Annotated in this window: 22 protein-coding genes and 1 other annotated feature; of the genes, 12 read left to right on the forward strand and 10 right to left on the reverse strand. The window is 66.1% G+C overall.

The window, feature by feature from the left end; translation table 11 throughout:
* Positions 1-12 precede the first annotated feature (12 nt).
* From ACFOOL_RS10070 to ACFOOL_RS10080, 3 genes are read right to left on the reverse strand one after another with little or no spacing between them, the layout of a single operon-like run.
* A complete protein-coding gene (locus tag ACFOOL_RS10070) occupies positions 13-768 on the reverse strand; it encodes a FadR/GntR family transcriptional regulator (protein WP_380096827.1) in 756 nt (251 codons plus the stop codon).
* Positions 769-795: 27 nt separating this feature from the next.
* Positions 796-1,860 carry a Gfo/Idh/MocA family protein gene (locus ACFOOL_RS10075; protein WP_380096828.1) on the reverse strand — a complete coding sequence of 355 codons (1,065 nt, stop codon included), beginning with the start codon at positions 1,858-1,860 and terminating at the stop codon, positions 796-798.
* Between the two features lie 5 nt (positions 1,861-1,865).
* Positions 1,866-2,873, reverse strand: a complete 1,008-nt coding sequence (locus tag ACFOOL_RS10080) for a Gfo/Idh/MocA family protein (protein WP_380096829.1) — start codon at positions 2,871-2,873, stop codon at positions 1,866-1,868.
* 287 nt (positions 2,874-3,160) lie between these two features.
* On the opposite strand from ACFOOL_RS10080, the gene ACFOOL_RS10085 reads away from it, so the two are divergent.
* From ACFOOL_RS10085 to ACFOOL_RS10115, 7 genes are all read left to right on the forward strand, one after another.
* Complete coding sequence (locus ACFOOL_RS10085; RefSeq protein ID WP_380096830.1) at positions 3,161-4,432, forward strand: ABC transporter substrate-binding protein; 1,272 nt, start codon at positions 3,161-3,163, stop codon at positions 4,430-4,432.
* 69 nt (positions 4,433-4,501) lie between these two features.
* Positions 4,502-5,500 (forward strand): carbohydrate ABC transporter permease, encoded by a 999-nt coding sequence (locus tag ACFOOL_RS10090; RefSeq protein WP_380096831.1) that lies wholly within the window; start codon positions 4,502-4,504, stop codon positions 5,498-5,500.
* Complete coding sequence (locus tag ACFOOL_RS10095; protein ID WP_380096832.1) at positions 5,493-6,578, forward strand: carbohydrate ABC transporter permease; 1,086 nt, start codon at positions 5,493-5,495, stop codon at positions 6,576-6,578. The genes ACFOOL_RS10090 and ACFOOL_RS10095 overlap by 8 nt, the downstream gene beginning before the upstream one ends.
* A 9-nt stretch (positions 6,579-6,587) precedes the next feature.
* Positions 6,588-7,664: an ABC transporter ATP-binding protein gene (locus ACFOOL_RS10100; protein ID WP_380096833.1), complete on the forward strand. Its 1,077-nt coding sequence runs from the start codon at positions 6,588-6,590 to the stop codon at positions 7,662-7,664.
* A 24-nt stretch (positions 7,665-7,688) separates the two neighbouring features.
* Positions 7,689-8,927, forward strand: a complete 1,239-nt coding sequence (gene uxuA / locus ACFOOL_RS10105) for a mannonate dehydratase (protein ID WP_380096834.1) — start codon at positions 7,689-7,691, stop codon at positions 8,925-8,927.
* Positions 8,928-9,008: 81 nt separating this feature from the next.
* Positions 9,009-9,791, forward strand: a complete 783-nt coding sequence (locus tag ACFOOL_RS10110; protein WP_380096835.1) for a (2Fe-2S)-binding protein — start codon at positions 9,009-9,011, stop codon at positions 9,789-9,791.
* A gap of 51 nt (positions 9,792-9,842) precedes the next feature.
* A complete protein-coding gene (locus ACFOOL_RS10115) occupies positions 9,843-10,754 on the forward strand; it encodes an acetamidase/formamidase family protein (protein WP_380096836.1) in 912 nt (303 codons plus the stop codon).
* Positions 10,755-10,775: 21 nt separating this feature from the next.
* Here ACFOOL_RS10115 and ACFOOL_RS10120 read toward each other — a convergent pair whose 3' ends face one another.
* Positions 10,776-11,183: a zinc ribbon domain-containing protein YjdM gene (locus tag ACFOOL_RS10120; protein WP_380096837.1), complete on the reverse strand. Its 408-nt coding sequence runs from the start codon at positions 11,181-11,183 to the stop codon at positions 10,776-10,778.
* 4 nt (positions 11,184-11,187) lie between these two features.
* Positions 11,188-11,243 (forward strand) — a sequence feature (sul1 is cis-regulatory element that is thought to sense ions involved in sulfur or methionine metabolism; They are found in Alphaproteobacteria).
* Between the two features lie 68 nt (positions 11,244-11,311).
* On the opposite strand from ACFOOL_RS10120, the gene ACFOOL_RS10125 reads away from it, so the two are divergent.
* From ACFOOL_RS10125 to fghA, 5 genes are all read left to right on the forward strand, one after another.
* Complete coding sequence (locus ACFOOL_RS10125; protein WP_380096838.1) at positions 11,312-12,796, forward strand: SulP family inorganic anion transporter; 1,485 nt, start codon at positions 11,312-11,314, stop codon at positions 12,794-12,796.
* A gap of 86 nt (positions 12,797-12,882) precedes the next feature.
* Positions 12,883-13,113, forward strand: coding sequence for a hypothetical protein (locus ACFOOL_RS10130; protein ID WP_380096839.1), 231 nt, complete (start codon positions 12,883-12,885; stop codon positions 13,111-13,113).
* A 93-nt stretch (positions 13,114-13,206) separates the two neighbouring features.
* Entirely contained in the window at positions 13,207-13,497 is a 291-nt protein-coding gene (locus ACFOOL_RS10135; RefSeq protein WP_380096840.1) for a metal/formaldehyde-sensitive transcriptional repressor, read from the forward strand.
* Positions 13,498-13,531: 34 nt separating this feature from the next.
* Entirely contained in the window at positions 13,532-14,644 is a 1,113-nt protein-coding gene (locus ACFOOL_RS10140) for an S-(hydroxymethyl)glutathione dehydrogenase/class III alcohol dehydrogenase (RefSeq protein ID WP_380096841.1), read from the forward strand.
* Between the two features lie 13 nt (positions 14,645-14,657).
* Positions 14,658-15,497 (forward strand): S-formylglutathione hydrolase, encoded by an 840-nt coding sequence (gene fghA, locus ACFOOL_RS10145; RefSeq protein ID WP_380096842.1) that lies wholly within the window; start codon positions 14,658-14,660, stop codon positions 15,495-15,497.
* 50 nt (positions 15,498-15,547) lie between these two features.
* Here fghA and ACFOOL_RS10150 read toward each other — a convergent pair whose 3' ends face one another.
* From ACFOOL_RS10150 to ACFOOL_RS10175, 6 genes are read right to left on the reverse strand one after another with little or no spacing between them, the layout of a single operon-like run.
* Positions 15,548-16,342: a 2,3-dihydro-2,3-dihydroxybenzoate dehydrogenase gene (locus ACFOOL_RS10150; protein ID WP_380096843.1), complete on the reverse strand. Its 795-nt coding sequence runs from the start codon at positions 16,340-16,342 to the stop codon at positions 15,548-15,550.
* A complete protein-coding gene (locus tag ACFOOL_RS10155) occupies positions 16,339-20,256 on the reverse strand; it encodes an amino acid adenylation domain-containing protein (protein WP_380096844.1) in 3,918 nt (1,305 codons plus the stop codon). The genes ACFOOL_RS10150 and ACFOOL_RS10155 overlap by 4 nt, the downstream gene beginning before the upstream one ends.
* Entirely contained in the window at positions 20,253-20,489 is a 237-nt protein-coding gene (locus ACFOOL_RS10160; RefSeq protein ID WP_380096845.1) for a phosphopantetheine-binding protein, read from the reverse strand. Before ACFOOL_RS10160 ends, ACFOOL_RS10155 begins: the two co-directional genes overlap by 4 nt.
* The gene (locus ACFOOL_RS10165; protein WP_380096846.1) at positions 20,486-21,124 is read right to left on the reverse strand and encodes an isochorismatase family protein; all 639 of its coding nucleotides are present in this window, start codon (positions 21,122-21,124) and stop codon (positions 20,486-20,488) included. Before ACFOOL_RS10165 ends, ACFOOL_RS10160 begins: the two co-directional genes overlap by 4 nt.
* Complete coding sequence (locus tag ACFOOL_RS10170) at positions 21,124-22,752, reverse strand: (2,3-dihydroxybenzoyl)adenylate synthase (RefSeq protein ID WP_380096847.1); 1,629 nt, start codon at positions 22,750-22,752, stop codon at positions 21,124-21,126. Before ACFOOL_RS10170 ends, ACFOOL_RS10165 begins: the two co-directional genes overlap by 1 nt.
* Positions 22,749-24,026, reverse strand: coding sequence for an isochorismate synthase (locus ACFOOL_RS10175; protein WP_380096848.1), 1,278 nt, complete (start codon positions 24,024-24,026; stop codon positions 22,749-22,751). The genes ACFOOL_RS10170 and ACFOOL_RS10175 overlap by 4 nt, the downstream gene beginning before the upstream one ends.
* Positions 24,027-24,115 lie beyond the last annotated feature (89 nt).

Consider the following 24,115-nt stretch of genomic DNA (forward strand, 5'->3'; position numbering starts at 1 on the left):
CGCCCGCGCGCTTCAGCTCTCGCGGGCGATGGAGCCGTCCAGCCTTCCCTGTTCGTCGGCATCGAGCAGTTCGTTGATGACGTTGCGGATATGGCGGGCCATGGCCTTGTAGGCGGCGTCGGGATTGCGCAGCCGCAGCGCGGCGACGATGGAGTGATGATCCCCGATCCAGAGCGGGCGCACGTCCTCGGCGTGGATGTGCTCGTGCAGCTTCTGCCACATGATCGACTCGTCCCGCTGCGCCCACAGCGCCTCGATCATCGAGAAGATGATGGCGTTGTTGGTCATCTTGGCGATGGTCATGTGGAAGTCGCGGTCGCCCTTTTCGTGCAGCAGCACCACATTGCGCTCGCGTTCCATGCGCGCGATGCATTCTTCCAGCACCATCAAGTCGTAGGAGGTGGCGCGCTCGGCGGCGAGCGCCGCCGCGCTCGATTCGATGGCGAGTCGCGCCTCGAGCAGCTCGAACGGGCCGGGACCGACATCGATGCCGACCAGGTCGAAGCTGATCTGGCCGGACGAGCGCGGCGGCAGGATGACCATGCCGGCCCGCCCACGCACCTCGACGATGCCGCGCATTTCCAGCGCGATGATGGCCTCCCGGATCACCGGGCGGCTGACATTGAGCTCCTCGGCCAGCTCCCGTTCCGAGGGAATGCGCCAGCCCTTGTTGCCGGCATTCTCCTCGATCAGCCGGGCGATGCGGCGGGCGACGACCTGGTAGAGCCGCTGCCCGCCAGCCAGATGTGGGACCGGTTCTTCGCGCATGCGGCCGGGCTCCTTCCTTCCTGCCCGCTAGGGGAGCCAGGACGTATAGAGGGGATGATCGGGGGTGATGGGCAGCGGCGTCGGCTGTCCGGTGCGCTGTGAATGATAGGCGGCGGTCACCAGCTCCAGCGAATTGCGCGCATCCTGCAGCGTCACCGGCGGTTCGCCCCCCTCGACGATGGCATGATGGAACAGCTCGAACTGGCGTGTATAGCCATCCTCCTTCACCTCGTAATCGGCCAGCGCCGCGTCGATCCTGGCCTGGTGCTCGGGCTCGCCGGCAATGAAGGTCCACGGATCGCGGCCCATCGTATAGGGCTCGAGGATGCTTTCGGCCACCATGTCGGCGAAGCAGAAGCGCAGCCGCGAGATTTCCTTGCGCGAGCCCAGCGTCATGGACAATGCCGCCAGCGAGCCGTTCTGCATCCTGACGGAAAGCGTCATGGTGTCCTCGACCTCGATCGGGTTCACCAGGGTCGCGCCATAGGCGAAGACTTCCGCGCAGGCGCCATGGACATAGTTGAGCATGTCGTGCGCGTGGATGGCGTGGCCGAGCAGCCCGCCGCCCAGCTCGCTCTGCCATTTGCCGCGCCAAGGCACCTCGTAATAGGCCGGGCCGCGCCACCAATGGGTCTCGATCGTGGTCAGGAACGGCTTGCCGGTCAGCCCCAGCTCGATCAGGCGCTTGAGCTTCTGCAGCCCCGTGCCGTAGCGGTACTGGAAGATGGGCATGAACTTGCGGTCGGTGCCGGCCACGATCCCGGCCATGCGGTCGACATCGGCGATGGAGCCGAATAGCGGCTTTTCGCAGATGACGTGCTTGCCCGCCTCGATGGCGCGCCGCGACAGCTCGAAATGCGAATCGGGCGGCGTGCACACATCGATGATGTCGAGGTCGTCGCGCTCGAACAGGGTCTCGACATTGCTGGTGAACTCGCCCACGCCGTAATCGGCAACCGCCTGGCGGCCGCGATCCTCGTCCAGCGAGCACAGCACCGGAACCTCGAACAGCTCCTTGTTCCAGTTGTAGCCGACCAGGTGGCGCTGGGCGATGCCGGCGCCGATGACGCCGACGCGCAGTTTACGGGTCATGACGATTATCCTTGCGAGATGGTGACGGCCTTGGCCTGCGCCTCGAGCGACAGGCGGCACACTTCATAGACATGGGCCTGGGTCATCGCCGTTTCCGTGCGGTCGCGCACATCGGCGATGAAGTCGCGGAAATAGTCGAGCTCCTCGCCTGAGCAGTCGATATGCTCGACCCCGGACTTGTTGACGAGGAACAGGTGATCCTTGCCCTCGCGCCCGGCGATGTCGATATATTTGCGCAATTCGATATAGCCCTCGGTGCCCAATATGGTGAGGCGTCCGTCGCCCCAGGTGGGCAGTCCGTCGGGGGTGAACCAGTCGACGCGCACATAGCCCGAGGCCCTGTCGCTGCGCAGCATCAGATCGCCGAAATCCTCGAATTCGGGCGCCTGCGGATTGGCGAAATTGGCCACCTGCGCGGCCACCACCTCGGCGGCCGACGAGCCGGTATAGAACAGGAACTGGTCGATCTGGTGCGAGGCGATGTCGACGATGATGCCGCCAAAGGCGTCGCGCTGCCAGAACCAGTCGGGCCGCGAGCCGCCCAGCCGGTGCGGACCGGTGCCCAGCGTCTGGATGACCCGGCCGATAGCGCCCTCGGCGATCAGCTTGCCGGCCTTGACCGCCGAACGCACGCAGAGCCGCTCGGTGAAGCACACCGAAAAGATGCGGCCGGTTTCGGCAACCGTCTGCCGGACCTGATCGAGTTGCTCGAACGTGGTGACGCCCGGCTTGTCGGTGATCACGTCCTTGCCCGCCCGCATCGCCGCGATGGCGACGCCGGCGCGGTCGCGGGGAATGGCGGCGGTGCAGATGACGTCGATGCTCTCGTCCGCCAGCAGCGTCTCCCGGTCGATCTGCGGCGCGTCGGGATAGGTTTTGGCGAATTGCTCGACCAGGCCCGGCACCGAGGTTTTCGGGCAATAGCCGACGAATTCGGCGCCAGCGCGCGTCAGCCCTTTGACGTGGTCGAAGATATGGCCGTGATCGATTCCGACGACCGCAAATCTGATCATTGAGATACTCCCGCTTGCCCCATGGCCGCCTGTCGGATCGGGTCCTCCGGATGCGGCTTTCTGGTCAAACCAGATCGCATTCAAAAGCCGGTGTCAAGAAGCTGGCTGACCAGATGCGGGCATCGCATGACGACAAAATTCGCTGATAAACCCGCATTTTTCCGAGAAATATACCCCATTTTTCAACGGGAAAATTTTTGGCCTTACCAGCGGGTTGACAATCTGGCCTTACCAGAACAGATTTCGGGACGTGTCGTGGAGGCGGCACCAGTGGAGGAGAGAGATAAATGATACGCAGGAATATGACGACGGCTGCCTTGGCGGTGATCATGGCTGCCGCGCCGTTCAGCGCCCAGGCCCAGCAAATCACCGTCTGGGCCGGCGATACGGGGACGGGCGGCAAGATTTTCGATGAGCTGTCCAAGACCTTCGAGGCGGAAAATCCGGGCGTCGACGTGGTGGTCGAAGAGGTCAGCTACCAGACGCTGGTGGAGAGCCTGCCCGTGCAGCTCGAGGCCGGCGAAGGCCCCGACATCGCCATCATCACCGATCTGGGCGGCCTCAGCCGCTTCTATCTCGACATCGCGCCCTATGTGGATACCGACTATTTCGAACAGGAATGGGGCCAGACCCTGCAATGGCTGCGCGGCGGCGTCCCCAGCAGCACCGCGATCAACGGCATGCCGACTACGCTGACCGTGAATGGCGGCTATGTGAACCTCACCCTGTTCGAGCAGGCCGGCGTCGACGTGCCCGAGGAAGGGGCCACCTGGGAGGAATGGGCCGAGGCCACGCGGCAGGTCGCCGAGGCGACCGGAACCGACTTCCCCATGGAAATGGACCGCTCGGGCCACCGCTTCGCCAGTCTTGCCATCAGCTACGGCGCCGAACTGGTCGATGAGGAGGGCATGCCCGTCGTCGATGACGGGCTCAAGGCCGCCATCGAGCAGTTCGTGACCTGGCACCAGGACGGCACCATGCCCATGGACCTGTGGGGCGCCATCGGCGGGGCGACGCACCGCGAGTTGTTCTCCGATTTCCTCAACGCCGACACGGTCATGTATTTCGGCGGCTCCTGGACCCTCGCGCAGATGGACAGCGAGGTCGGCGATCTGTTCGACTGGAAGGTGATCCCGGCCCCCTGCGGACCCTCGTCCTGCACGGTTATGCCCGGTGGCGGCGCCATGACGGCGTTCTCGCACACGCAGAACCCCGAACTGGCCGGCAAGCTGATCGGCTTTTACGCGCAGCGCGACAATCTCGACTATTATATCTCCAATGAAGTCGAGATTCCCTCGGCGGCGTCGCAGATCGCCGATGGCGTCGATTATCCTTCCGCCTCGCAGCGGACCAGCGAGGCGCTCGCCACCTTCATCAACCAGATCCCCAAGATGGCGCCGGCGGCCTATCGCTTCCAGGGCTGGCGCTACCAGCGCGCCATGATGAACGCGCTGACCACCCGCATCAGCCAGGTGCTCAACAATGAGCTGACGGTCGATGACGCGCTCCTGCGCATCGAGGAGGACGTCAACCTCGCCATCCAGGCTGCGCAGGGCTAGGGCCCCAAGCGTGACGGGCCGCCCAGAGGCGGCCCGTCCATTGCCGTCCGCTTTCCGGAGAATGGTTCCATGAGCGCAAGCACCCCGTTCGCTTCGGCGGCCAGCGCCATCCTGTCCCTGCCTGCCCGCGCGGTCGAGCCGCTCATGTACGGCTTGCAGCGGCTGGTCGGCATCAAGCGCATGCCGTGGGTCTTCCTGATCCCCAACCTCACCGCGGTGCTGCTCTTCGCCCTGTTGCCGGTGTTCATCAACGTCTTCTATTCGGTGAGCGGCAGCGATCGTCTGTTCCCCTGGGACCGGCCGCTGGTGGGCGGCGCCAATTACCAGACGCTGTTCGATTGCAGGAATTTCCTCGATCCTTCCACCTGTTCGCGCGACCTGTTCTGGCGCGCGCTGGGCAATACGATGGTCTTCGTGCCGGTGCAGGTGGTGTGCATGATCGTCATCGCGCTGCTGACGGCGGTATGCCTCAACCGCGACATTCGCGGCCGCGGCTTCTTCCGGGGCGTCTTCTTCTTTCCCGTCATGCTTTCGCCGGTGGTGGTGGCTCTGACCTGGCAGTGGATCCTGCAGCGCAACGGCGCTCTCAACGGCCTGATCGAATCTGTGGGCCTGACCCCGATCAACTGGCTGGTCTTTCCTAATACCGCCTTTTTCTGGTCGGTCTTCGTCACCGTCTGGGCGCATATGGGCTTTTACACCATCATCCTCCTGGCCGGCCTGCAGGCGATCCCGCGTGACGTTTACGAGGCGGCGCGCATGGACAGCGCCACCCCGACTCGGATGTTCTTCCGCATCACCCTGCCGCTGCTCAAGCCGGTGCTGCTGGTGGTCTTCATCCTGGCGGTGATCCGCTCGGTGCAGACCTTCGACGAGCTTTACGTGCTCACCGGCGGCGGTCCCGGCTCGGCGACCATGCTGATGGTTCAATATATCTACGAGGTCGGGTTCGCCTCCCAGCCGCGCAATTTCGGTCTGGCCGCCGCCGCCTCCCTGCTGCTGGGCCTGGCCTTGCTCGTGTTCACCGGCATCCAGATGCGCATTTCCCGAGGTGGGAACAATGACTGACGCCAGCCTCACCCGTTCCGGCAGTTCCATCGGCGAATTCGTGTTCCGCCGGCGCGGCCGCAAGCGCCTCGATTGGACCGACTGGCTGACCTATCTCTACCTCGTGATCGGCCTGCTGGTGATGTTCACGCCAGTGTTGTGGGTGGTGGTGTCCTCGTTCAAGACCCCGGCCAATCTCAGCGAGTTCCCGCCGACGCTGCTGCCCTATGCGGCGGAGACGGTGATGGTGGACGGCCATGACGATCCGCTGCCGCTGTTCGACGTGGTCACCGAGGATGGGGATGTCCAGCGGCTGGCGCAACTGCGCCGCGTCGGCATCCGCGCCCAGATGATCGATCCGGCCAATCCCGAGGAACGGATAACCGTTCCGGTCGAGAACGCGACGCCGGTGCGCCGGATCTATCTGGCGGTCGAAAACTACACCAACCTGCTCTCGAGTTCGGGTGGGCAGATCTGGCGCTATGTCTTCAACAGCCTGTTCATCACTGTGGTGGCGACGCTGATCACGCTGGTGATGAACTCCATGGCCGCCTTCGCGCTCTCCAAATACCGCTTTCGCGGCTCCAATGCCGCGCTGGTGTCGATCTTGGCGACGCTGATGATCCCGGCGACGGTGGTGCTGGTACCCACCTATATGATCGTGGCCCAGCTGGGGCTGGTGGGCAATCTGTGGGGGGTGATCCTGCCCACGGTCGCGACGCCGACCGGGGTGTTCCTGCTGCGCCAATACATGCTGACCATTCCCGATGAGCTGATCGAGGCGGCGCGCATGGACCATGCCAGCGAATGGCGCATCTTCTGGCGCATCATCCTGCCGCTGTCCTCCCCGGCGCTGGCGGTGGTGGCGATCTTTTCCATCCTGTCGCGCTGGAACGACTTCCTGTTGCCCCTGGTGGTGCTGACACGGCGCGATTCCTACACGCTGCAACTGGCGCTGGCCTCGTTCCAGACCGAATACGGCATCCGCTATGAAATCCTGCTGGCGATGACCACGCTGACGGCGCTGCCGCTGGCCTTCGCCTTCATCTTCCTGCAGCGCTACATCACCAGCGGCATCGCTTCCACTGGCATCAAATAGGGTTCCCCGATGGCCAATCTCACGCTCGACAACGTCAAGAAGTCTTTCGGGGTGGTGGAAATCATTCCCGGGGTGGACCTGGAAATCAACGATGGCGAATTCGTCGTCTTCGTCGGTCCCTCGGGTTGCGGCAAGTCCACCCTGCTGCGGCTGATCGCCGGGCTCGAGGAGGTCAGCGGCGGCGATATCCGCATCGACGGCAAGAGCGTGGTCGATACCCCGGCGGCCGAACGCGGTGTCGCCATGGTGTTCCAGTCCTATGCGCTCTATCCGCATATGACGGTGCGGCAGAATCTGAGTTTCGGGCTCGAGAACATCCGCATGGCCCGGCCCGAGATCGAGCGCCGCGTCAACGAGGCGGCGCGGCTGCTGCAGATCGAGCAATTGCTCGAGCGTCGGCCGAGGCAGCTTTCGGGTGGCCAGCGCCAGCGCGTCGCCATCGGCCGCGCCATCACCCGCGACCCCAAGATTTTCCTCTTCGACGAGCCGCTGTCCAATCTGGATGCGGAGCTGCGCGTGCTGATGCGCGTGGAGATCACCAAGCTGCACGAGCGGCTGGGCAATACCATGATCTACGTGACCCATGACCAGATCGAGGCCATGACCATGGCCGACAAGATCGTCGTGCTGCGCAAGGGCGTCATCGAGCAGGTCGGCTCGCCGCTCGACCTCTACAACAATCCCCGCAACCTGTTCGTCGCCGGCTTTATCGGCTCGCCGCGGATGAATTTCATCGAGGGGCGATTGGCGGGCTCCGCCTTCGAGGCCCCCGGGCTGGAGAAGCTGGACCTGCCGGGAGCGCCGGCCGATGGCTCCGGGCCGGTGACGCTGGGCGTGCGGCCGGAGGATTTCATCGTCTCGCGCGATGGTGCCGGCTGGCCGGTCACGGTCAGCGTGGCCGAGCAATACGGCTCCAGCAGCTACCTGCACTGCACCCTGGGCGCCGACATATCGGTGCTGATCCACGAACAGGGCCAGAGCACGGCGGGCCGCGGCGACGTGCTTCACGTCACCCCGCGCGAGGGGCACTGGCACCTCTTCGACGCCGAGGGTCTCACCATGGCCCGGACCCGGAACCGATCATGACGCCTCTTTTCTCCCGGATAGACCATGCTTGAAACCTGGCGCTGGTTCGGCCCCACCGACGTGACCACCATTTCCGACGTCATGCAGACCGGCGCCCGGGGCATCGTCTCGGCGCTGCATCATGTCAGCGACGGCGAGCTCTGGACGCCTGAGGAAATCGCCCGGCGGCAGGCCGAAATCGCCCACACCGCCGACGGGCGGGAATCGGGCTTCAAATGGGAGGTGGTCGAGAGCCTGCCCGTTTCCGAGGACATCAAGCTGCAGACCGGCGATTGGCGCCGGCATCTCGACAACTACCGGCAGAGCCTCGCCAATCTGGCCCGGGCCGGCATCGAGGTGGTGTGTTATAATTTCATGCCGGTCATCGACTGGACCCGCACCGACCTCGCCTGGCGCCTGCCCCATGGCGGCACCTGCATGCGGTTCGACGCCGTCGATTTCGCCGCCTTCGACATCCACATCCTGCAACGGCGCGGGGCGGCGGCGGATTTCCCCGCATCCGTGGCCGCGCAAGCGGCCGAACGCTTCGCCACGATGACGGAGGCGGACAGGCACCGCCTGGTCACGAGTGCGCTGGCCGGTCTGCCGGGCGCCGCCGACAGCCTTTCGGTCGCCGGTGTCCAGCTTTATCTCGACCGCTATGCGGGCGTGGGGCCGGACCGCTTGCGCCGGCACCTGCTGGATTTCCTCGAAGCAGTGGTGCCCACTGCCGCCCGGCTGGGCCTGCGTCTCTGCTGCCATCCGGACGATCCGCCCTTTCCGCTGATGGGCCTGCCCCGCATCATGTCGACCGAGCAGGATTACCGGTCCATGCTGGACCATGTTCCGGACATGGCCAATGGCATCACGCTGTGCTCGGGCGCGCTGGGGGCGCGGCCCGACAACGACCTGCCCGGCATCATGCGCCGGCTCGGCCATCGCGTGCATTTCCTGCATCTGCGCAATGTGCAGCGCGAGGGCGCGGAACTGGGCTGCTCCTTCCATGAATGCGAGCATCTGGACGGCTCGGTCGACATGATCGATCTGGTCGCCGCCATCGCCGAGGAGGAGGCGCGCCGCCGCCGCGAGGGTCGCCGCGACTGCGTCATCCCCATGCGGCCCGACCATGGACAGGACATACTCGACGATCTGGGCCGCGACGCCCAGCCCGGCTATCCGCTCATCGGCAGGTTGAAGGGGCTGGCCGAGCTGCGCGGGGCAATGCGGGCGCAGGAGCGCATGATCGGGCAGGGGATGGCGCCGGGAGCATCCGGCCGCCATTGACCCGACTCGTCCGCTCGCCCACAAACGCCGCGACGGGCGCGAATCTCGGACCGCGCTCCAAGCAGGGAATCGCCGGTGCCGTTGAGTTCGCACGATATGGGTTCGGCCCGGATAGCGCTTCGCCGCCTGGCCGCCGAAAAGCCGGAACTGGGCATCGATCCCGGTCCCATCGCGCCGCCCTTCCTGTCACCGGGGCAAATCGCTTCAGGCCCGGAACTCGATATCTGGCTGGATCGGACCGCCATGCTTTACGGCGGCATGGATCGACGCTCGGCCGCCGCCTATCTCCTCAGCATCCTCGTATGGCGGCTGGGGGAGATTCTGGGTTCGCTTTATCTCTCGGACACCAGGCTGCCGCGCCTGACCGACCGCGATCTGGCCATGGTCCTGCGGATCGAGGGTGCCGGCACCGGCCGCGACATCGATTTCCGCTTCCGCTTCGCGATCCCGGAAGCGGGCCGCCCCCGTGACCGCGCCGCCTTCATCGGCACGCTGGCCGCTATCCACGAGCCCCTGGTCGCGGCGCTGAGCGACCGCACCGGCCTGTCGCGGCGCGCGCTCTGGCGTCTGGTGGGCGACGGGATTTCCGGGGGCATGCTGGCTCATGCCAAGCGCTGCGGCGGGGAGGAAAGGGCGCGCGCCGAGGCGGAAGCGATCATGGCCTCGGAGCCGTTGCGCAACCGGCAGTGGCGTTTCGTCGAAGTCGACGTGGCGGGGGAAGGGGAATGGTTCCGCCTGCGCGGGGGCTGTTGCCGGCTATACCGCACACCGGGGGGCGCCTATTGCAGCACCTGCGTGGTGGTGCCGGCCCCGGACCGGATCGAATGGCTCGCCGCCGCGATCCGGCGCCGGCGCGGCGCATGATCCCGGGGCGGCTTGCCGCGCCGATCCGGGTCGGCTAAGTCATTGAACATCATGACGACACATCGCTTCAGCGCCAGCACCTGGCACAACGTTCTGGGCTCGCTGCCCCCGGCCCTCACCATCGCCTCGGGTGACACGGTCATCACCGAAACGCTCGATGCCCGCGGCTTCGACAAGGACGGGGTGAAGCGCGCCGACGGCTCCAACCCGATGAACGGGCCGATCTTCGTAACCGGCGCCGAGCCGGGCGACGCGCTCAAGGTGGAGATCGTGCGCATGACGCCGATCCGCGAGACCGGCTGGACGCTGGGTTCGCTGTCCGCCCTTGTCGTCGATCCCGAAACCGTGCGCACCCTGCCGCCGCGCGACAAGGTGAACTGGCAGATCGACCTCGAAGCGCTGACCGCGAAGCTGGACCCGCCGGTGCAAGGCCTTGAGGATTTCGTGTTGCCGCTCGAGCCGATGCTGGGCTGTTTCGGCGTGGCCCCCGGCGGCGGGCAGGCCCTGTCCACCGCGACCAGCGCCGAAAATGGCGGCAATATGGACTATCGCGTCTTCGGACCGGGGAGCACGGCGTGGTTCCCCGTCGGCGTGCCGGGTGCGCTGTTCTTCCTCGGCGACGGCCATGCGACACAGGGCGATGGCGAGATCGTGGGCACCGGCATCGAGACCTGTTTCGAGGTCGAGGTGCGCCTGACGGTGGAAAAGAACCGCAAGCTGGTCTGGCCGCGCGGCGAGACCGCCACCGAGATTTTCTCTGTGGGCAATGCCCGGCCGCTCGACCAGGCCTTGCAGCACGCCACCAGCGACATGTTCGCCTGGCTGACCGGCGAATACGGTCTCAGCCCCGCCGCCGCCAGCCATCTCATGGGCCAGGTGGTCCGCTACCATGTCGGCAATGTCTACGACCCGGCCTACACCATGGTCTGCCGGATCGAAAAACGGTGGTTGCCCGGGCGCTGATCGGGCGGCCGGTTAAGCGCCCTACCGCTTGCGGACGAACTCGGTGCGCAGCACGAGGCCCTTGATGGCGTCGTGCCGGCAGTCGATTTCCTCGGGGTTGTCGGTGAGCCGGATCGAGCGGATGACCGTGCCCTGTTTCAGCGTCTGTCCGGCGCCCTTGACCTTGAGGTCCTTGATCAGCACCACGGAATCGCCATCCGCCAGCACATTGCCCGAGGCGTCGCGGACGGCCTCGCTCTCGGCGGTTTCGGCGGCAAGCTCGGAGGCGGGGCGCCATTCGCCGGTCGCCTCGTCATAGATGTAGTCGTCATTATCGCTGGTCATGGGACGGCTATGGCAGCTTGGAGCTGGTTTGCCAATCCCGGGCAGGAGGGCGGCCGTCGCCCAAGGGTTGCCGCTTTCGCGCAATTGTGGCATCGAGGCAGGCATTCGCCCCGGACCCGGTGCAATCCCGGGTGGCTCTTCCGGCCGCCGATCCGCCGGATCAACTCCAGACTACGCAAACCATTTCCGTTTGGCTCGCTCCGCGAACCGCACGTTCTGCGTCCATGGTCCGAATGTCCCTTGCTCACACACTGCGCCGCGACTGGCTTTCCAATATCCGTGCCGATATCCTGTCCGGCATTGTCGTCGCCCTGGCGCTCATTCCCGAAGCCATCGGCTTTTCCATCATTGCCGGCGTCGATCCGCGGGTCGGGCTTTACGCCTCCGTCGTCATCGCCATCGTCATATCCTTTGCCGGCGGCCGCCCGGCGATGATCTCCGCCGCCACCGCCGCCACGGCCGTGCTGTTCGGCGCGCTGGTGCGTGAGCACGGCCTGCAATATCTGCTGGCCGCCACCATCCTTGCCGGCATCATCCAGATCGGGGCCGGCTGGCTGCGCATCGGCTACGTCATGCGCTTCGTCTCGCGTTCGGTCATGACCGGCTTCGTCAACGCGCTGGCGATTCTGATCTTCATGGCCCAGCTTCCCGAACTGATCGGGGTGACCTGGCAGACCTATGCCATGATCGCCCTGGGGCTGGGCGTGATCTATCTGTTTCCCCGGCTGACCCGCGCGGTGCCCTCGCCGCTGGTGTGCATCCTGGTGCTCACCGCGCTTGCCCTCGCCCTGGGCATCGACACGCGCACCGTGGCCGATCTGGGCGAATTGCCCAATGCGCTGCCGGTGCTGCTGCTGCCAGATGTGCCGCTCGACCTCGAAACCCTCCGCATCATCTTTCCCACCTCGGTGGCCGTCGCCGCCGTCGGGCTGCTCGAAAGCCTGCTGACCGCCTCCATCGTCGACCAGATGACCGATACGACCAGCGACAAGAACCGCGAAAGCGTCGGGCAGGGCATCGCCAATATCGCCAGCGGATTGTTCGGCGGCATGGCCGGCTGCGCGATGATCGGCCAGTCGGTGATCAACGTGAAATCGGGCGGGCGGACGCGGCTCTCCACCTTCGTCGCCGGCTCCTTCCTGCTCTTCTTGCTGCTGGTGCTCGGGGATTGGGTGGGGCTGATCCCCATGCCGGCGCTGGTGGCGATCATGATCATGGTCTCCATCGGCACCTTTAGCTGGTCCTCGCTGCGCGACCTGGCGCGTCACCCCCGCCGGTCGAGCGTCGTGATGCTCGCCACCGTGCTCACCGTGGTTGGAACCAGCAATCTGGCGCTGGGCGTGGGGGTAGGCGTCCTGCTTTCCGGCATCTTCTTCGCGTGGAAGGTGTCGCAGATCTTCCGCATCACCGCATCGCTGTCGCCGGATGGCCGGGAACGCACCTATCTGGTGGAAGGGCAGCTCTTCTTCGCCAGCGCGGACGATTTCCTTGCCGCACTGGATTTTACCGAACAGGTGGATCAGGTGCGCATCGATCTGGGGCGGGCCCATCTGTGGGACCTCACCGGGGTCAGTGCCATCGACATGGCGATCCTGAAGTTCCGGCGCGCGGGTACGGCTATTGAAGTCGTCGGGCTCAATGCCGCCAGCGCCACCATCATGGACAAGTTCGCCATGCATGACCGGCCCGGCGCGATGGAGAAGATGCTGGGGCATTGACGTCCCCGGCATTGCTTTTTCCTTGGCAGGCGGCTCCGGAACCTTGGTGCGCCTGGTGGCATTCCCTTGGGGAAAGGAGGCTCCCCATGGAAGACCGCCCTCTAAGGACCGAGCAGGTCGAACGTCTGCCCCTGTTCGCGGCGGACATGGATGAGGTGCCCCGGGCGATGCTCTGGGGTCTGGCCCTGCTGTGCTACGCCCTGCTGATCGGCTTCGTCATCGGCGCGCCCGGTGTCGGGCTCGTCGCCGGAGCGGGCTGCTTTGTCGGCCTGCTGGCCTATCTGTTCGTCCACCGCAGCGACTGGATGCTGCGCTAAGGCGTTTCCCCTGGCGTCGAAGCGCACCCCGTTCCGCTCTCCCTTGAATACTCCCCTGGAGTATGTCAAATTTGGCCGGTCACAGGAGTGGCCATGCCATATTCACCAGAGGAGAAAAGGCGCGCCGTCGCGCGCTTGCGCCGCATTCGGGGGCAGGCCGAGGCCCTGGAGCGGGCGGTCGATGCCGGCACGGATTGCGGAACGTTGCTGCAGCAGATCGCGGCGTTGCGCGGCGCCACCAACGGGCTGATGGCGGAAGTGCTGGAAAGCCATCTGCGTGAAACCTTCGGGGAAGCCGCCAAAGCCATTGCCCGGCCGCCGGACGCCGATCCCGACGCCGAAATCGACACCGTCATGAAAATCCTGCGCACCTATCTGAAATAGGCGCGCCACGAGAACGCATAAAGGGGAAAGCATCATGAAATCACGCGCTGCCGTGGCCTGGGAGGCCAGCAGGCCGCTGTCGATCGAGACTGTCGAGCTGGGCGGGCCGAGGGCCGGGGAGGTGCTGGTCGAGATTATGGCGACCGGCGTATGCCACACCGATGCCTATACGCTTTCGGGTCTCGATTCGGAGGGCAAGTTTCCCGCCATCCTCGGCCATGAGGGGGCGGGCATCGTCCGCGAGGTCGGGGCAGGGGTCACCTCCGTCAAGCCGGGCGACCACGTCATTCCGCTCTATACGCCCGAATGCCGCGAGTGCAAGACGTGCCTGTCGCAGCGCTCGAACCTGTGCACTTCGATCCGCCCGACCCAGGGCCAGGGGCTGATGCCCGACCACACCACGCGCTTCTCGCACGATGGCCGCGACGTCTTCCACTATATGGGCTGCTCGACCTTCTCGAACTTCACCGTCCTGCCCGAGATCGCGGTGGCGAAGGTGCGCGAGGACGCCCCCTTCGACAAGATCTGCTATATCGGCTGCGGCGTCACCACCGGCATCGGCGCGGTGATCTATACCGCCAAGGTGCGGCCCGGCTCCAATGTCGTGGTCTTCGGCCTCGGCGGCATCGGGCTCAACGTCATCCAGGGCGCCCGCATGGTCGGCGCGGACCGGATCATCGGCGTCGACATCAATCCCGCCAAGCGCGCCATGGCAGAGAAATTCGGCATGACCGATTTCGTCAATCCGCGCGAGATCGGCAACGACAAGGTGGTGCAGGCCATCCAGGACCTGACCGATGGCGGCGCCGATTATTCGTTCGATGCCACCGGTAATACCGATGTCATGCGCCAGGCGCTCGAATGCTGCCATCGGGGCTGGGGCGAATCCATCATCATCGGCGTCGCCGAGGCAGGCAAGGAGATCGCCACCCGCCCCTTCCAGCTCGTCACCGGCCGGGTCTGGAAGGGCACCGCCTTCGGGGGCGCGCGCGGCCGTACCGACGTGCCGAAAATCGTCGACTGGTACATGGAGGGCAAGATCAATATCGACGATCTGATCACCCACACCATGCCGCTCGATGAGATCAACACCGCCTTCGAACTCATGGAAAAGGGCGAATCGATCCGCTCGGTCATCGTTTATTGATTTGGGGGACACCGTGGAAACCATCTCGACCGCCAGGAGCTTCGGCGGCATCCAGGGCGTCTATCGCCACCAGAGCGCGGCCTGCCGCTGCGACATGACGTTCGCGCTGTTCCTGCCGCCCCAGGCGCAGGAGGGGAAGGTGCCGCTGCTCTGGTATCTTTCGGGGCTGACCTGCACCCATCAGAACGTCATGGACAAGGGCGAATATCGCCGGCTGGCGGCCGAGCTCGGCGTTGCCGTGATCTGCCCCGATACCAGTCCGCGCGGCGAGGATGTCGCCGACGAGAAGGACAATTGGCAGTTTGGCAAGGGCGCCGGCTTCTATGTCGACGCGACGGAAGCGCCCTATGCCGCCCACTACCGCATGGCCAGCTATATCGCCGAGGAACTGCCCGCTCTGGTGGGCAAGAATTTTCCGCTCGACATGGCGCGGCAGGCCATCTTCGGCCACTCCATGGGCGGGCACGGCGCCATCACCCTCGCCCTGCGCCACCCGGGCAGGTTCCGCTCGGTTTCGGCCTTCGCTCCGATCGCGCAACCCTCGACCGCCGGCTGGTCGCGCCCCGCCTTCGAAAAATATCTCGGAAAGGACGAAAGCGCCTGGCGCCCCTATGACGCGACGCTGCTGATCGAGGATGGCCACCGTCTGCCCGAATTGCTGGTCGATCAGGGCACGGCGGACGGCTTTCTCGATGACGGGCTGCGACCCTGGCTGCTCGAACAGGCCTGCAAGGCAGCGGGCATTCCCCTCACGCTCAACATGCGCGAGGGCTATGACCACTCCTATTTCTTCATCTCGACCTTCATGGACGACCATCTGCGCTGGCACGCCGAGCGGCTGGCGCAGGCTTAGGGACGTTTATTGTCGGGCGGAAGCGGCGGCGGCCGGCGCTCCCCGAAATTTCAGATGCAGAGCGCTGCCCCGCCATCCACCGTCAGATTGGCCATGGTGATATGGGATGCCCGGTCCGAGAGGAGGAAGACGACGGCGTCGGCGATCTCCTCGGGGGCCGCGAGTTTGCCGAGCGGGATGCCGGTCTTGTAGATCTCCGGCGATCCCGCGATGACGCGCTGTGCGCCGTTTTCATCCGCCCACATGCCGGTTTGCATGGGGGTTAGGGTTGAGCCGGGTGCGACGGTGTTGCACCGGATGCCGAAAGGGGCGAGTTCGAGGCCCAGGCAGCGCATGAACATCGAGGTCGCCGCCTTGGAGGCGGCATAGGCTGCCATGCCGTGGCGGGGAACGCTCGCAGCGTTCGATCCGACCGTGACCATGGCCCCGCGCCCGCGCGGCGTCATGCGTCTGGCGAGCGCCCGCGCGACGTGGAAAACGCCATGCGTGTTGACTTCGAAGACACGCCGCCAGGCCGCCTCGCCGGTCTCGATGACCGAACCCGTCGCTAAAATCCCCGCGACATTGACGCCCAGATCGATCGGCCCCCAATCTTGCTCGATAGCGGCAACCGCATCCTCGACGGCCGCGCCGTCACTGACGTCAAGCGTCAGGGCGCGGAGCGACGGGCCGAGTTCCCGGGCCAGGGCCTCGATCCCGTCCGCCTCGATATCGGCCGCCACCACCCGCACGCCTTCGGCGCGCAACTCCCGGGCCACCGCCGCACCGATGCCGCGCCCGGCGCCGGTCACGAAGGCGAGCTTTCCCGCAAGTCCGCTGGGACGGGGATCGACGGTTTCTCTCATCGGGAAAAGCTCCTGTGGGCCAGCCGCTCGTTCAAGGCGCTCGCGACCATTTCCGATGCGGCGGGGCCGGCCATCTGCGGATGCAGGAATGGCAGGTCGATAAGCTCCACCGTCCGTGCGTAGGGCTGCCAGAGCGCAGGCGTCAAACCGCTTTCCCCGTGATCCAGCGCGGCGCGGAAATGGGTCAAAATGCCCTCGAAACGGCGGTGATAATGGCCGCGCACCAGACGATTGACGTCGAGGACCACGCGGATGACCCCATCGAGCGCATCGTCGGGCAAGGCGCCCAGTGGGCTGCTGCCTGCCTTTAGGAAACCGACGATCTGCTCGCGGGTCACCAGATCGGGATAATCCTCGGGGACGTGCCCGGCCACCGCCAGCAGGGCCCGCAGCGCTTCGGTGGGGGTCGGCTCCCGTTCGACGCGCCAGCAGTCGGAGGGATAGGAATCGAGGAGGGCGACGACGCCGACTTCCTCGCCCAGTTCGCTGAGACGCACCGCCATGGCCTGGGCGATGATGCCGCCCACCGACCATCCGGCGATATGGTGGGGGCCACGGGGAGAGACCGCGAGCAGGCGCTCGACATAGCCGGCGGCCAGCGCCTCGAGCGTGTCCGGAACGGCGATGCCCGGTGTGAGCGCGGGAGCTTGCAGGCCGTAAACGGCGCGGCGCGGGGACAGCGCTCGCGCCAGGTGCCGGTAGCACCAGGCGATGCCGCCCACCGGATGAACGACGAACAGGGGCGCCAGGTTTTCGTTGCCTGATCCCAGTCGCAGCAGGGGTTGCAGGCCATCGTCGGAGACGGATGCATCGGCATCGATCCGCTGCGCAAGGCCCGCGATGTCGGGCCGCTCGAACAGCGTGCCCAAGCCTGGATCGACGCCGAACATCTCCTCGATGCGCAGCATGAGCGTGACCGCCAGCAGCGAGTCGCCGCCGAGATTGAAGAAGTCACCATGCGCCGAGGGCGGTTCGGCAAGGCCGAGCAATTCGGCATAAAGATCGGCCAGGGCCCGTTCGGTGCGGGTGGTGGCCGGCCGGCCGGCCGTCTCGGCGAAGCGGGGCTTGGGGAGGGCGGATCGGTCCAGCTTGCCATTGGCGCCGATAGGCAGCGCATCGAGGGTCACCAGCGCGGCGGGGAGCATGTAGTCGGGCAGCACCCCCTGCATATAGGCCCGCAAACCGTCCTCGTCGTAATGCGGCCCCGGCACGACATAGGCGACCAGGCGCTTCTGGCCGGCGCGGTCTTCACGCATGACGATGGCGGCGGCGCCGACGAGGCCGGATGCCATCGCGGCGGCTTCGATTTCGCCCAGTTCGATACGCAGGCCGCGAATTTTGACCTGGCTGTCGGACCGCCCCAGGAAGACGACCGCGCCGTCATCACGCCAGCGGGCCAGGTCGCCGGTGCGATACATCTGCTCGCCGGGCCGGAAGGGGTCGGGCACGAAGCGCTCGGCGGTGAGGTCGGGGCGGCCCAGATAGCCGCGCGCCAGTTGCACCCCGGCCAGATGCAGATGGCCGACCATGCCGGGCGGCACCGGGCGATCCCGCTCGTCAAGGATATAGAGCCGCGAATTCCACACCGGGAAGCCGATGGGAACCGGCCGGTCCCGGGCCCCGGCGCGGACCGGCCAATAGCTGATATCGACCGCGGCTTCGGTGGGGCCGTAGAGATTGTGCAGCTCGGCTTCGACATGGTCGTGGAAGCGGGCGCAGAGATCGGCGGGCAATTCCTCCCCGCTGCTGAACACGCGGCGCAAATGCAGCCCATGCGCCTCCGGCGCGTCGAGAAAAGCGGCCAGCATGGACGGGACGAAGTGCATGGTGGTGACGCCATGCCGGCGCACGAGCGCGGCGATGGCCCTGGGGTCGCGATGGGCCCCCGACGGCGCGACCACCAGCGATCCGCCGCTGATGAAGGGCAGGAAGAACTCCCAGACCGAGACATCGAAGGTGGCAGGCGTCTTCTGAAGGATGCGATCCTCGCCCGAAAATCCATAATGGCGGCGCATCCATTCGAGCCGGTTGACGATGGCCCGGTGCTCGATCATCACCCCCTTGGGCTCGCCGGTCGAACCGGAAGTGTAGATCACATAGGCCAGATCGCCGGGGGCGGCCGCGTTGGGCAGGTCATGGGCCGAAGGCTCGGCGTGCCAGACCCGGGGAGGCAGGGCCGGCGGCGACCCGGGAAGAACATCTTCGCTGGCGGCCAATAACAGCCGCGGCCGGGCCGATGCGAGGATGCGCGCGATTCGTTCGGGAGGGTGCTCGGGGTCGAGCGGGAGATAGGCGGCTCCGGCCCTGATCACCGCCAGCAGCGCCACGACCAGTTCGGGCGAGCGGGGCAGGGCGATCGCGACGATATCGTCCCGGCTTATGCCCCGCGCCTGTAATTGGAGGGCGAGGGCTCGCGTCCGGCGCTCCAGCTCGGAATAGGTCCAGGTCCGGGCGCCGAAGCTCACGGCCGGTGCATGAGGAGTGCGCCGGAGGCCTTCTTCGAGCAGGCCGGCGAGGGTGCTGTCCGGCACCTTATGGGCCGTCCGGTTCACGGTCTCCGTATAGTGGCGAGCCTCATCGGTCGTCGCCATGGGCACCTCGTCGAGCGTCGAAGCCGTCAGCGCTCGCTCGATGAACCCGGCCAGCCGCGCGGCCTGAGCCGCGCCGTCGCGGGGCGCATAGAGGTCGGGATTCGTATCCACCTCCAGGGCCAGGGCGGTTCTGCCGTCGCCGCGGAAGGTGATGGTGACGTCGTCCACCGGCCCGGTGCTCAGCGTTTCCGTGTTCACCTCGATCCCCTCCAGCCGCGGCGGCACGTCGAACGGCAGCACGTTGACCAGCGGCCCGTAGAGGCGGCGGTGCCCTCCGAGGAGGCCGAGGTCGCGGCGCATCTGCTCGCTGCGATAGCGCCCATGGCGGCGGGAGGCCGCGAGGGTTTTGGAAACGGCGGTGACGAAATCCTCCATCGGCATCGTCTCGCTCGCGGAAAGTCGAAGGGGGAGCACGTTCATCACCATGGCCGGAACACGGGCGGCGGCGCTGCCGAGGCGGCCCATATGCGGAACGCCGACGACGATCTCCGGGCCGCCGGCAAAGCGGCGGCAATAGGCGGCCGTGAGGGCGGTCAGCAGGTCCGGCCAGGGAAGGTTCCACTCCCTGGCCCGCAACTGCAGGCTTTGCAACAGCCTCGCATCCAACATCCGCGTGGCGCGATCGAAGCGATGCGCGCTGACCGCCCGGCCCGGAACCATGCCGCCAATGTCGGGCAGGTTGGCGAGGTAAGTCTGCCAATAGGCCCCGTCCTCGCGGCGCCGGTCGCCCTCGCGATAGGCCATGTCCTCGGCAAAGACGGCATCGATGGGCGGGAAGGCCGGTCCTGCGGCATGGCCGGTCCGGCAGGCGTTATAGAGCTCGGCGACGCGGGCATTGAGCAATGCCATGCCGTAGCCGTCGATGGCGAGGTGGTGGACGCGCCGATACCAAAGGTGATGCCGGGGCCCCAGAACGAACAGCTTTTCGGTGGCGAGCGGGGCAGCCGCCGGATCCGTGGCCGTGCCGATATCGTCTGCGATCGACGCCAGGGCCTCGGCATGGGGGTCGTCCCGCCCTGCAAGGTCGATGATCTCCAGACGCAACCGCCTGTCCGGAGCCGGTGCCTGCCAAGGTCCGGCCAGGCCCTCGTTTATTCTGAGGCGCAACGCATCGGCCTCGGACAGCATCCGGTCGGCGGCGGCGCGGAAGGCGTCGCGGTCGAGGGGGCCGCGAAGCTCGGCATAGTGCCCGGTATTGAACAGGGGATTGGCCGGGTCGAGCCGCTGGGCATACCACAGCCCCTCCTGTGCTTCGGTCAGCCGATAGCCCCCAACTGCGGACGACTGGCCGGAGGCGCTTCGCTGGCTTAACGAGGGTTTCACCGCGCGTCCTGCCGGGCCTGTGCATGCGCCCACCAGCCCGCCAGCGTGGGCTTTTCGGCGAGAGCGGAGAAATCGAGCTCGACGCCGGCCTCGCTCCAGGCGAGCACCAGATTCATGGCGCGCATGGAATCGAGGCCGAGATCCATGAGATTGTCTTCGAGCCCGATATTGCCGGGCTCTTCATGAAGCATGCGGGCGATGTCGGCGCGCATCGTCTCGAGCGTCAGGGTCATGGGTTAAGCGCCGCGGTCAGTTGTCGCGTGGTCATGGGAACGCCGCACCGTTCCGCCACATAGTCGACGGCCATATCGTGCCGGTCGCGCGAGAAATCGGCGATGGCGTCGGCGATGAAGAATACCTCGATATCGCGCTGGAAGGCCTCGGCGGCGGTCAGCATGCACCCGATATGGCCATAAACACCGCAGATGACGATCTGGTCGCGGCCGCGGGCCCGCATCAGGGTTTCGAGGTTGGAGCGCTGGAAGGCGCTGTAGCGGTGCTTGACGAGGACGAAATCCTCCGGCTGCGGCGCGAGCGCGGCCGTGATGGCCTGATGCTCGGGCGCGCTCGTCATGCCCGGCCCCCAGATGTCAGCCTGCAACCCCCGGTCGCGGCGATCCTGGTCGCCGTTCTGGGCGGTGTAGAACACCGGGATACCCGCCAGGCGGCACGCGGCGGCGAGGGCCGCGATATTGGCGATGACCGGCGCGATGGGCGAAGTGTCGACGGCATAGACGCGCAGAAAGTAGTTCTGCATGTCGTGGACGAGCAGCGCGGCACGGTCGTGGGCGAGGGTCCAGGGACCCCGCGCCTTGGGCAGTTCGGCCTCGCCGGGCAGCGGATAGGGGGCGATCTGCGGCAGTCCCATCAGGCGGTCTCCTGCTCGGCGAGGAAGGTTTCGCGCAGGCGGGCCCGCAGTTGCTTGCGGCTGATCTTGCCCACCGCCGTGGTCGCGAAGCCCGGCACGAGGACGATCTGGTCGGGCACTTTGAAGGCGGCCACGTCGCGCCGGCGCATCCAGCCCTTGAGCGCAGCAGGCCTGGGTTCGGCCCCGGCATGGGGGATGACGAAGGCGCAGCTACGCTCGCCCAGCGCCGGATCGGGGATCGAGACGACGACTGCGTCGAAGACGTCGGGGTGGGCGAGTAGGTGGTCCTCGATCTCCTCGGCCGAAATCTTCTCCCCGGCCCGGTTGATGTGATCGGTGGCCCGCCCCTGCACGACGAGGTAACCTTCCGGCGTGCGCTTCACCACGTCGCCGGTTCGGTAGAAGCCGTCCGAGGTGAAGGCGCGCAGATTGGCCTGGTCGTCATTGTGATAGGCGCGGATCGTATAGGGGCCGCGCGTCAGCAAATGGCCGGGCTCGCCCTCGACAACCGGATTGTCCTCCTCGTCGACGATTCTGATCTCGTCGGCGGGACTGATGGGCCGGCCCTGGGTTTGGGTGACGAGATGGTCGGGATCGTCGAGCCGGGTATAATTGACCAGCCCCTCGGCCATGCCGAATACCTGCTGTAGCTGGCAGCCCAGTTCCGAGCGCACGCGCCGGGCGGCCTCGGGCATGAGCTTGGCGCCGCCGACTTGCAGGATTTCGAGACTGGAGATGTCGTCCCTGCGCGACTTCGCCGCCTGCATCCACAACAGCGCCAGAGGCGGCACGAGCCCGGTAATGGTGACCTTTTCGCGCGCGATGAGGGGAAAGGCGACTTCCGGGCCGGGCGCGGGCGAAAGGACGATGCGGCTGCCGGTCCACAGTGCTCCAAATACGCCGGGCGAGCTCATGGGGAAATTGTGCGCCACCGGCAAGGCGGCGAGATAGACGCTGTTTTGGTCGAGAAGACAAATCCGTGCGCTTTCGCGGACGCTGTAGAGATAGTCGTCATGGGTGCGCGGGATCAGCTTGGAGAGGCCCGTGCTGCCCCCGGAAATCTGCAGGAACGCCACATCCGAGGGTGAGGCGTCCGGCGGAAGCGGGCAAGCATCGACACGAAACCCGGCCAGTGGGGTGAATTCGGCGGCATCCCCGGCCACGACCACATGGCGGATGGCGGGCACCGCGGCACGAAGCTCGCGCGCCAGGCCGCGATAGTCGAAGCCGCCGAAACTGTCGGCGCAGACATAGGCGGCGGCTTCCGCCTTGCGCGCGAAATGGGCGATTTCGGTGAGCCGGTGCGCCGGAAGGGCATAGACGGGGATGAGCCCGGCCCGAAACAGGCCGAAGACGACTGCGAAGAATTCCGGGATATTGGGCAATTGCACGACGACCCTGTCGCCGGGCCGCAAGCCAAGGGAGAGCAATCCGGCAGCGGTTCTTTCGGCCTGCCCGAGAAGCTCGCGATAGGTCCAGCGTATCTCGCCGCCAACGATGATCACACGATCGGGCCACAGCGCCGCGCGCGCCCTCAGCATCTGCGAGAAGGTCTCGCCTCTCCAATATCCGGCGGCGCGATAATGCTCGGCCAGGTCATCGGGCCAGGTCTGCCGGAGCGGCTTCATGAGATCGCATCCACAAGCGGGCGGCCAAGTTCATCTATGCCCAGAGCATGGAGCAGGGCGAGGAACTTGGCCGAGGTTTCCTCGGCTTCGGCAGCGGGATCGGAGCCGGCGACGATTCCTGCGCCCGCAAAGAGCGTGATGCGGCGATCGGAGATTTCGCCGCATCGCAACGCGATGTGCCATTCGCCATCGCCGCCGGCGTCGGTCCAGCCGATCGCGCCGGCATAAAAGCCCCGATCGAAGGGTTCGAGCTCGCGGATCAGCGCTTGCGCCCTGTCGCGCGGAAAGCCGCATATGGCCGGGGTCGGATGGAGCCGCGCGACGAGGTCGGTGCAGGAGATGCCATCGTCGCGCAACCGGCCCTCTATCCGCGTGCCCAGGTGCCACATGGAGGCCGTCGCGTGCAGTGCCGGGCTTTCGGGTGCCTTCAATTGCACGCAACAAGGCGCCAGCGCGTCCATGATCGCTTCGACCACCACGGCATGTTCGCGGCGATTCTTGTCGGATGCCTCGAGCGCCGCCGCCGCAGCCAGGTCGGCGGATGCATCGGCCTGTCGCCGGGCGGAACCGGCGAGGGGATTGGAGCGGATGGCGCGCCCGGTCTTTTCGAGCAGCAGTTCGGGCGTCGCGCCGACCAGTGTGCGCGCCGGTCCATCCAGCGATACGGGCATCACGAAACTCGTGATGCTGGGATCGCGGCCCAGGCGCATCGCCACCGCCCGGGGATCGAACGCGGTGTCCGTTTCGACCATCAGGGTTCTGGCGAGAACCACCTTGCTCAGGCCGGCATCGCTGCCGATGAGCTCCAGCGCCCGGGCCACCATTTCTTTATAATCGGCGGGGCTTGGATGCATGGTCACGCGCCGGCGCCCTCCTTGTCCCTGCGCGGACATCGCGAGGGAAGGCGGTGGCATGATGTCGGCTATGGAAAGTGGCTGGAAGAGGCAGTCGGGCTGCGTGCGGTCGAATGGCAGGGCGCCGAGCAGGAGTTGCGCCCCAGGCGACGAGCGAAAGAAATCCCTTACCCGTGCGCCCAGCGTATCGAGCGGTCCCGGGGGCAGCGCGGCGCCCACGCCTTGCGTCGAAAACTGATTATTGGCCGAGCGGAAGATCGCGTGTGTCGCAGGATCGGGCATCTGGTGCATTTGATTTGGCACGCTGGTAATCGTCATACGTCCCGTCTTGCATGCGCCGCTTGGTGGTTTGTTCCACCGGAAGCGTGGGGGTGCGGCCTGAAGGATTTCTTCGCGGCGAACCACGAGGCAGCGCAACATGACTCGTGAACTCAAGTTTTTCAAGAAGTAATATGATTGAAACGATCATGATTATGTTCTAGGGGACCCATCGGCCACGACAGACAGGC

The organism is Devosia honganensis, from assembly GCF_042648785.1.
Lineage (GTDB): Bacteria > Pseudomonadota > Alphaproteobacteria > Rhizobiales > Devosiaceae > Devosia > Devosia honganensis.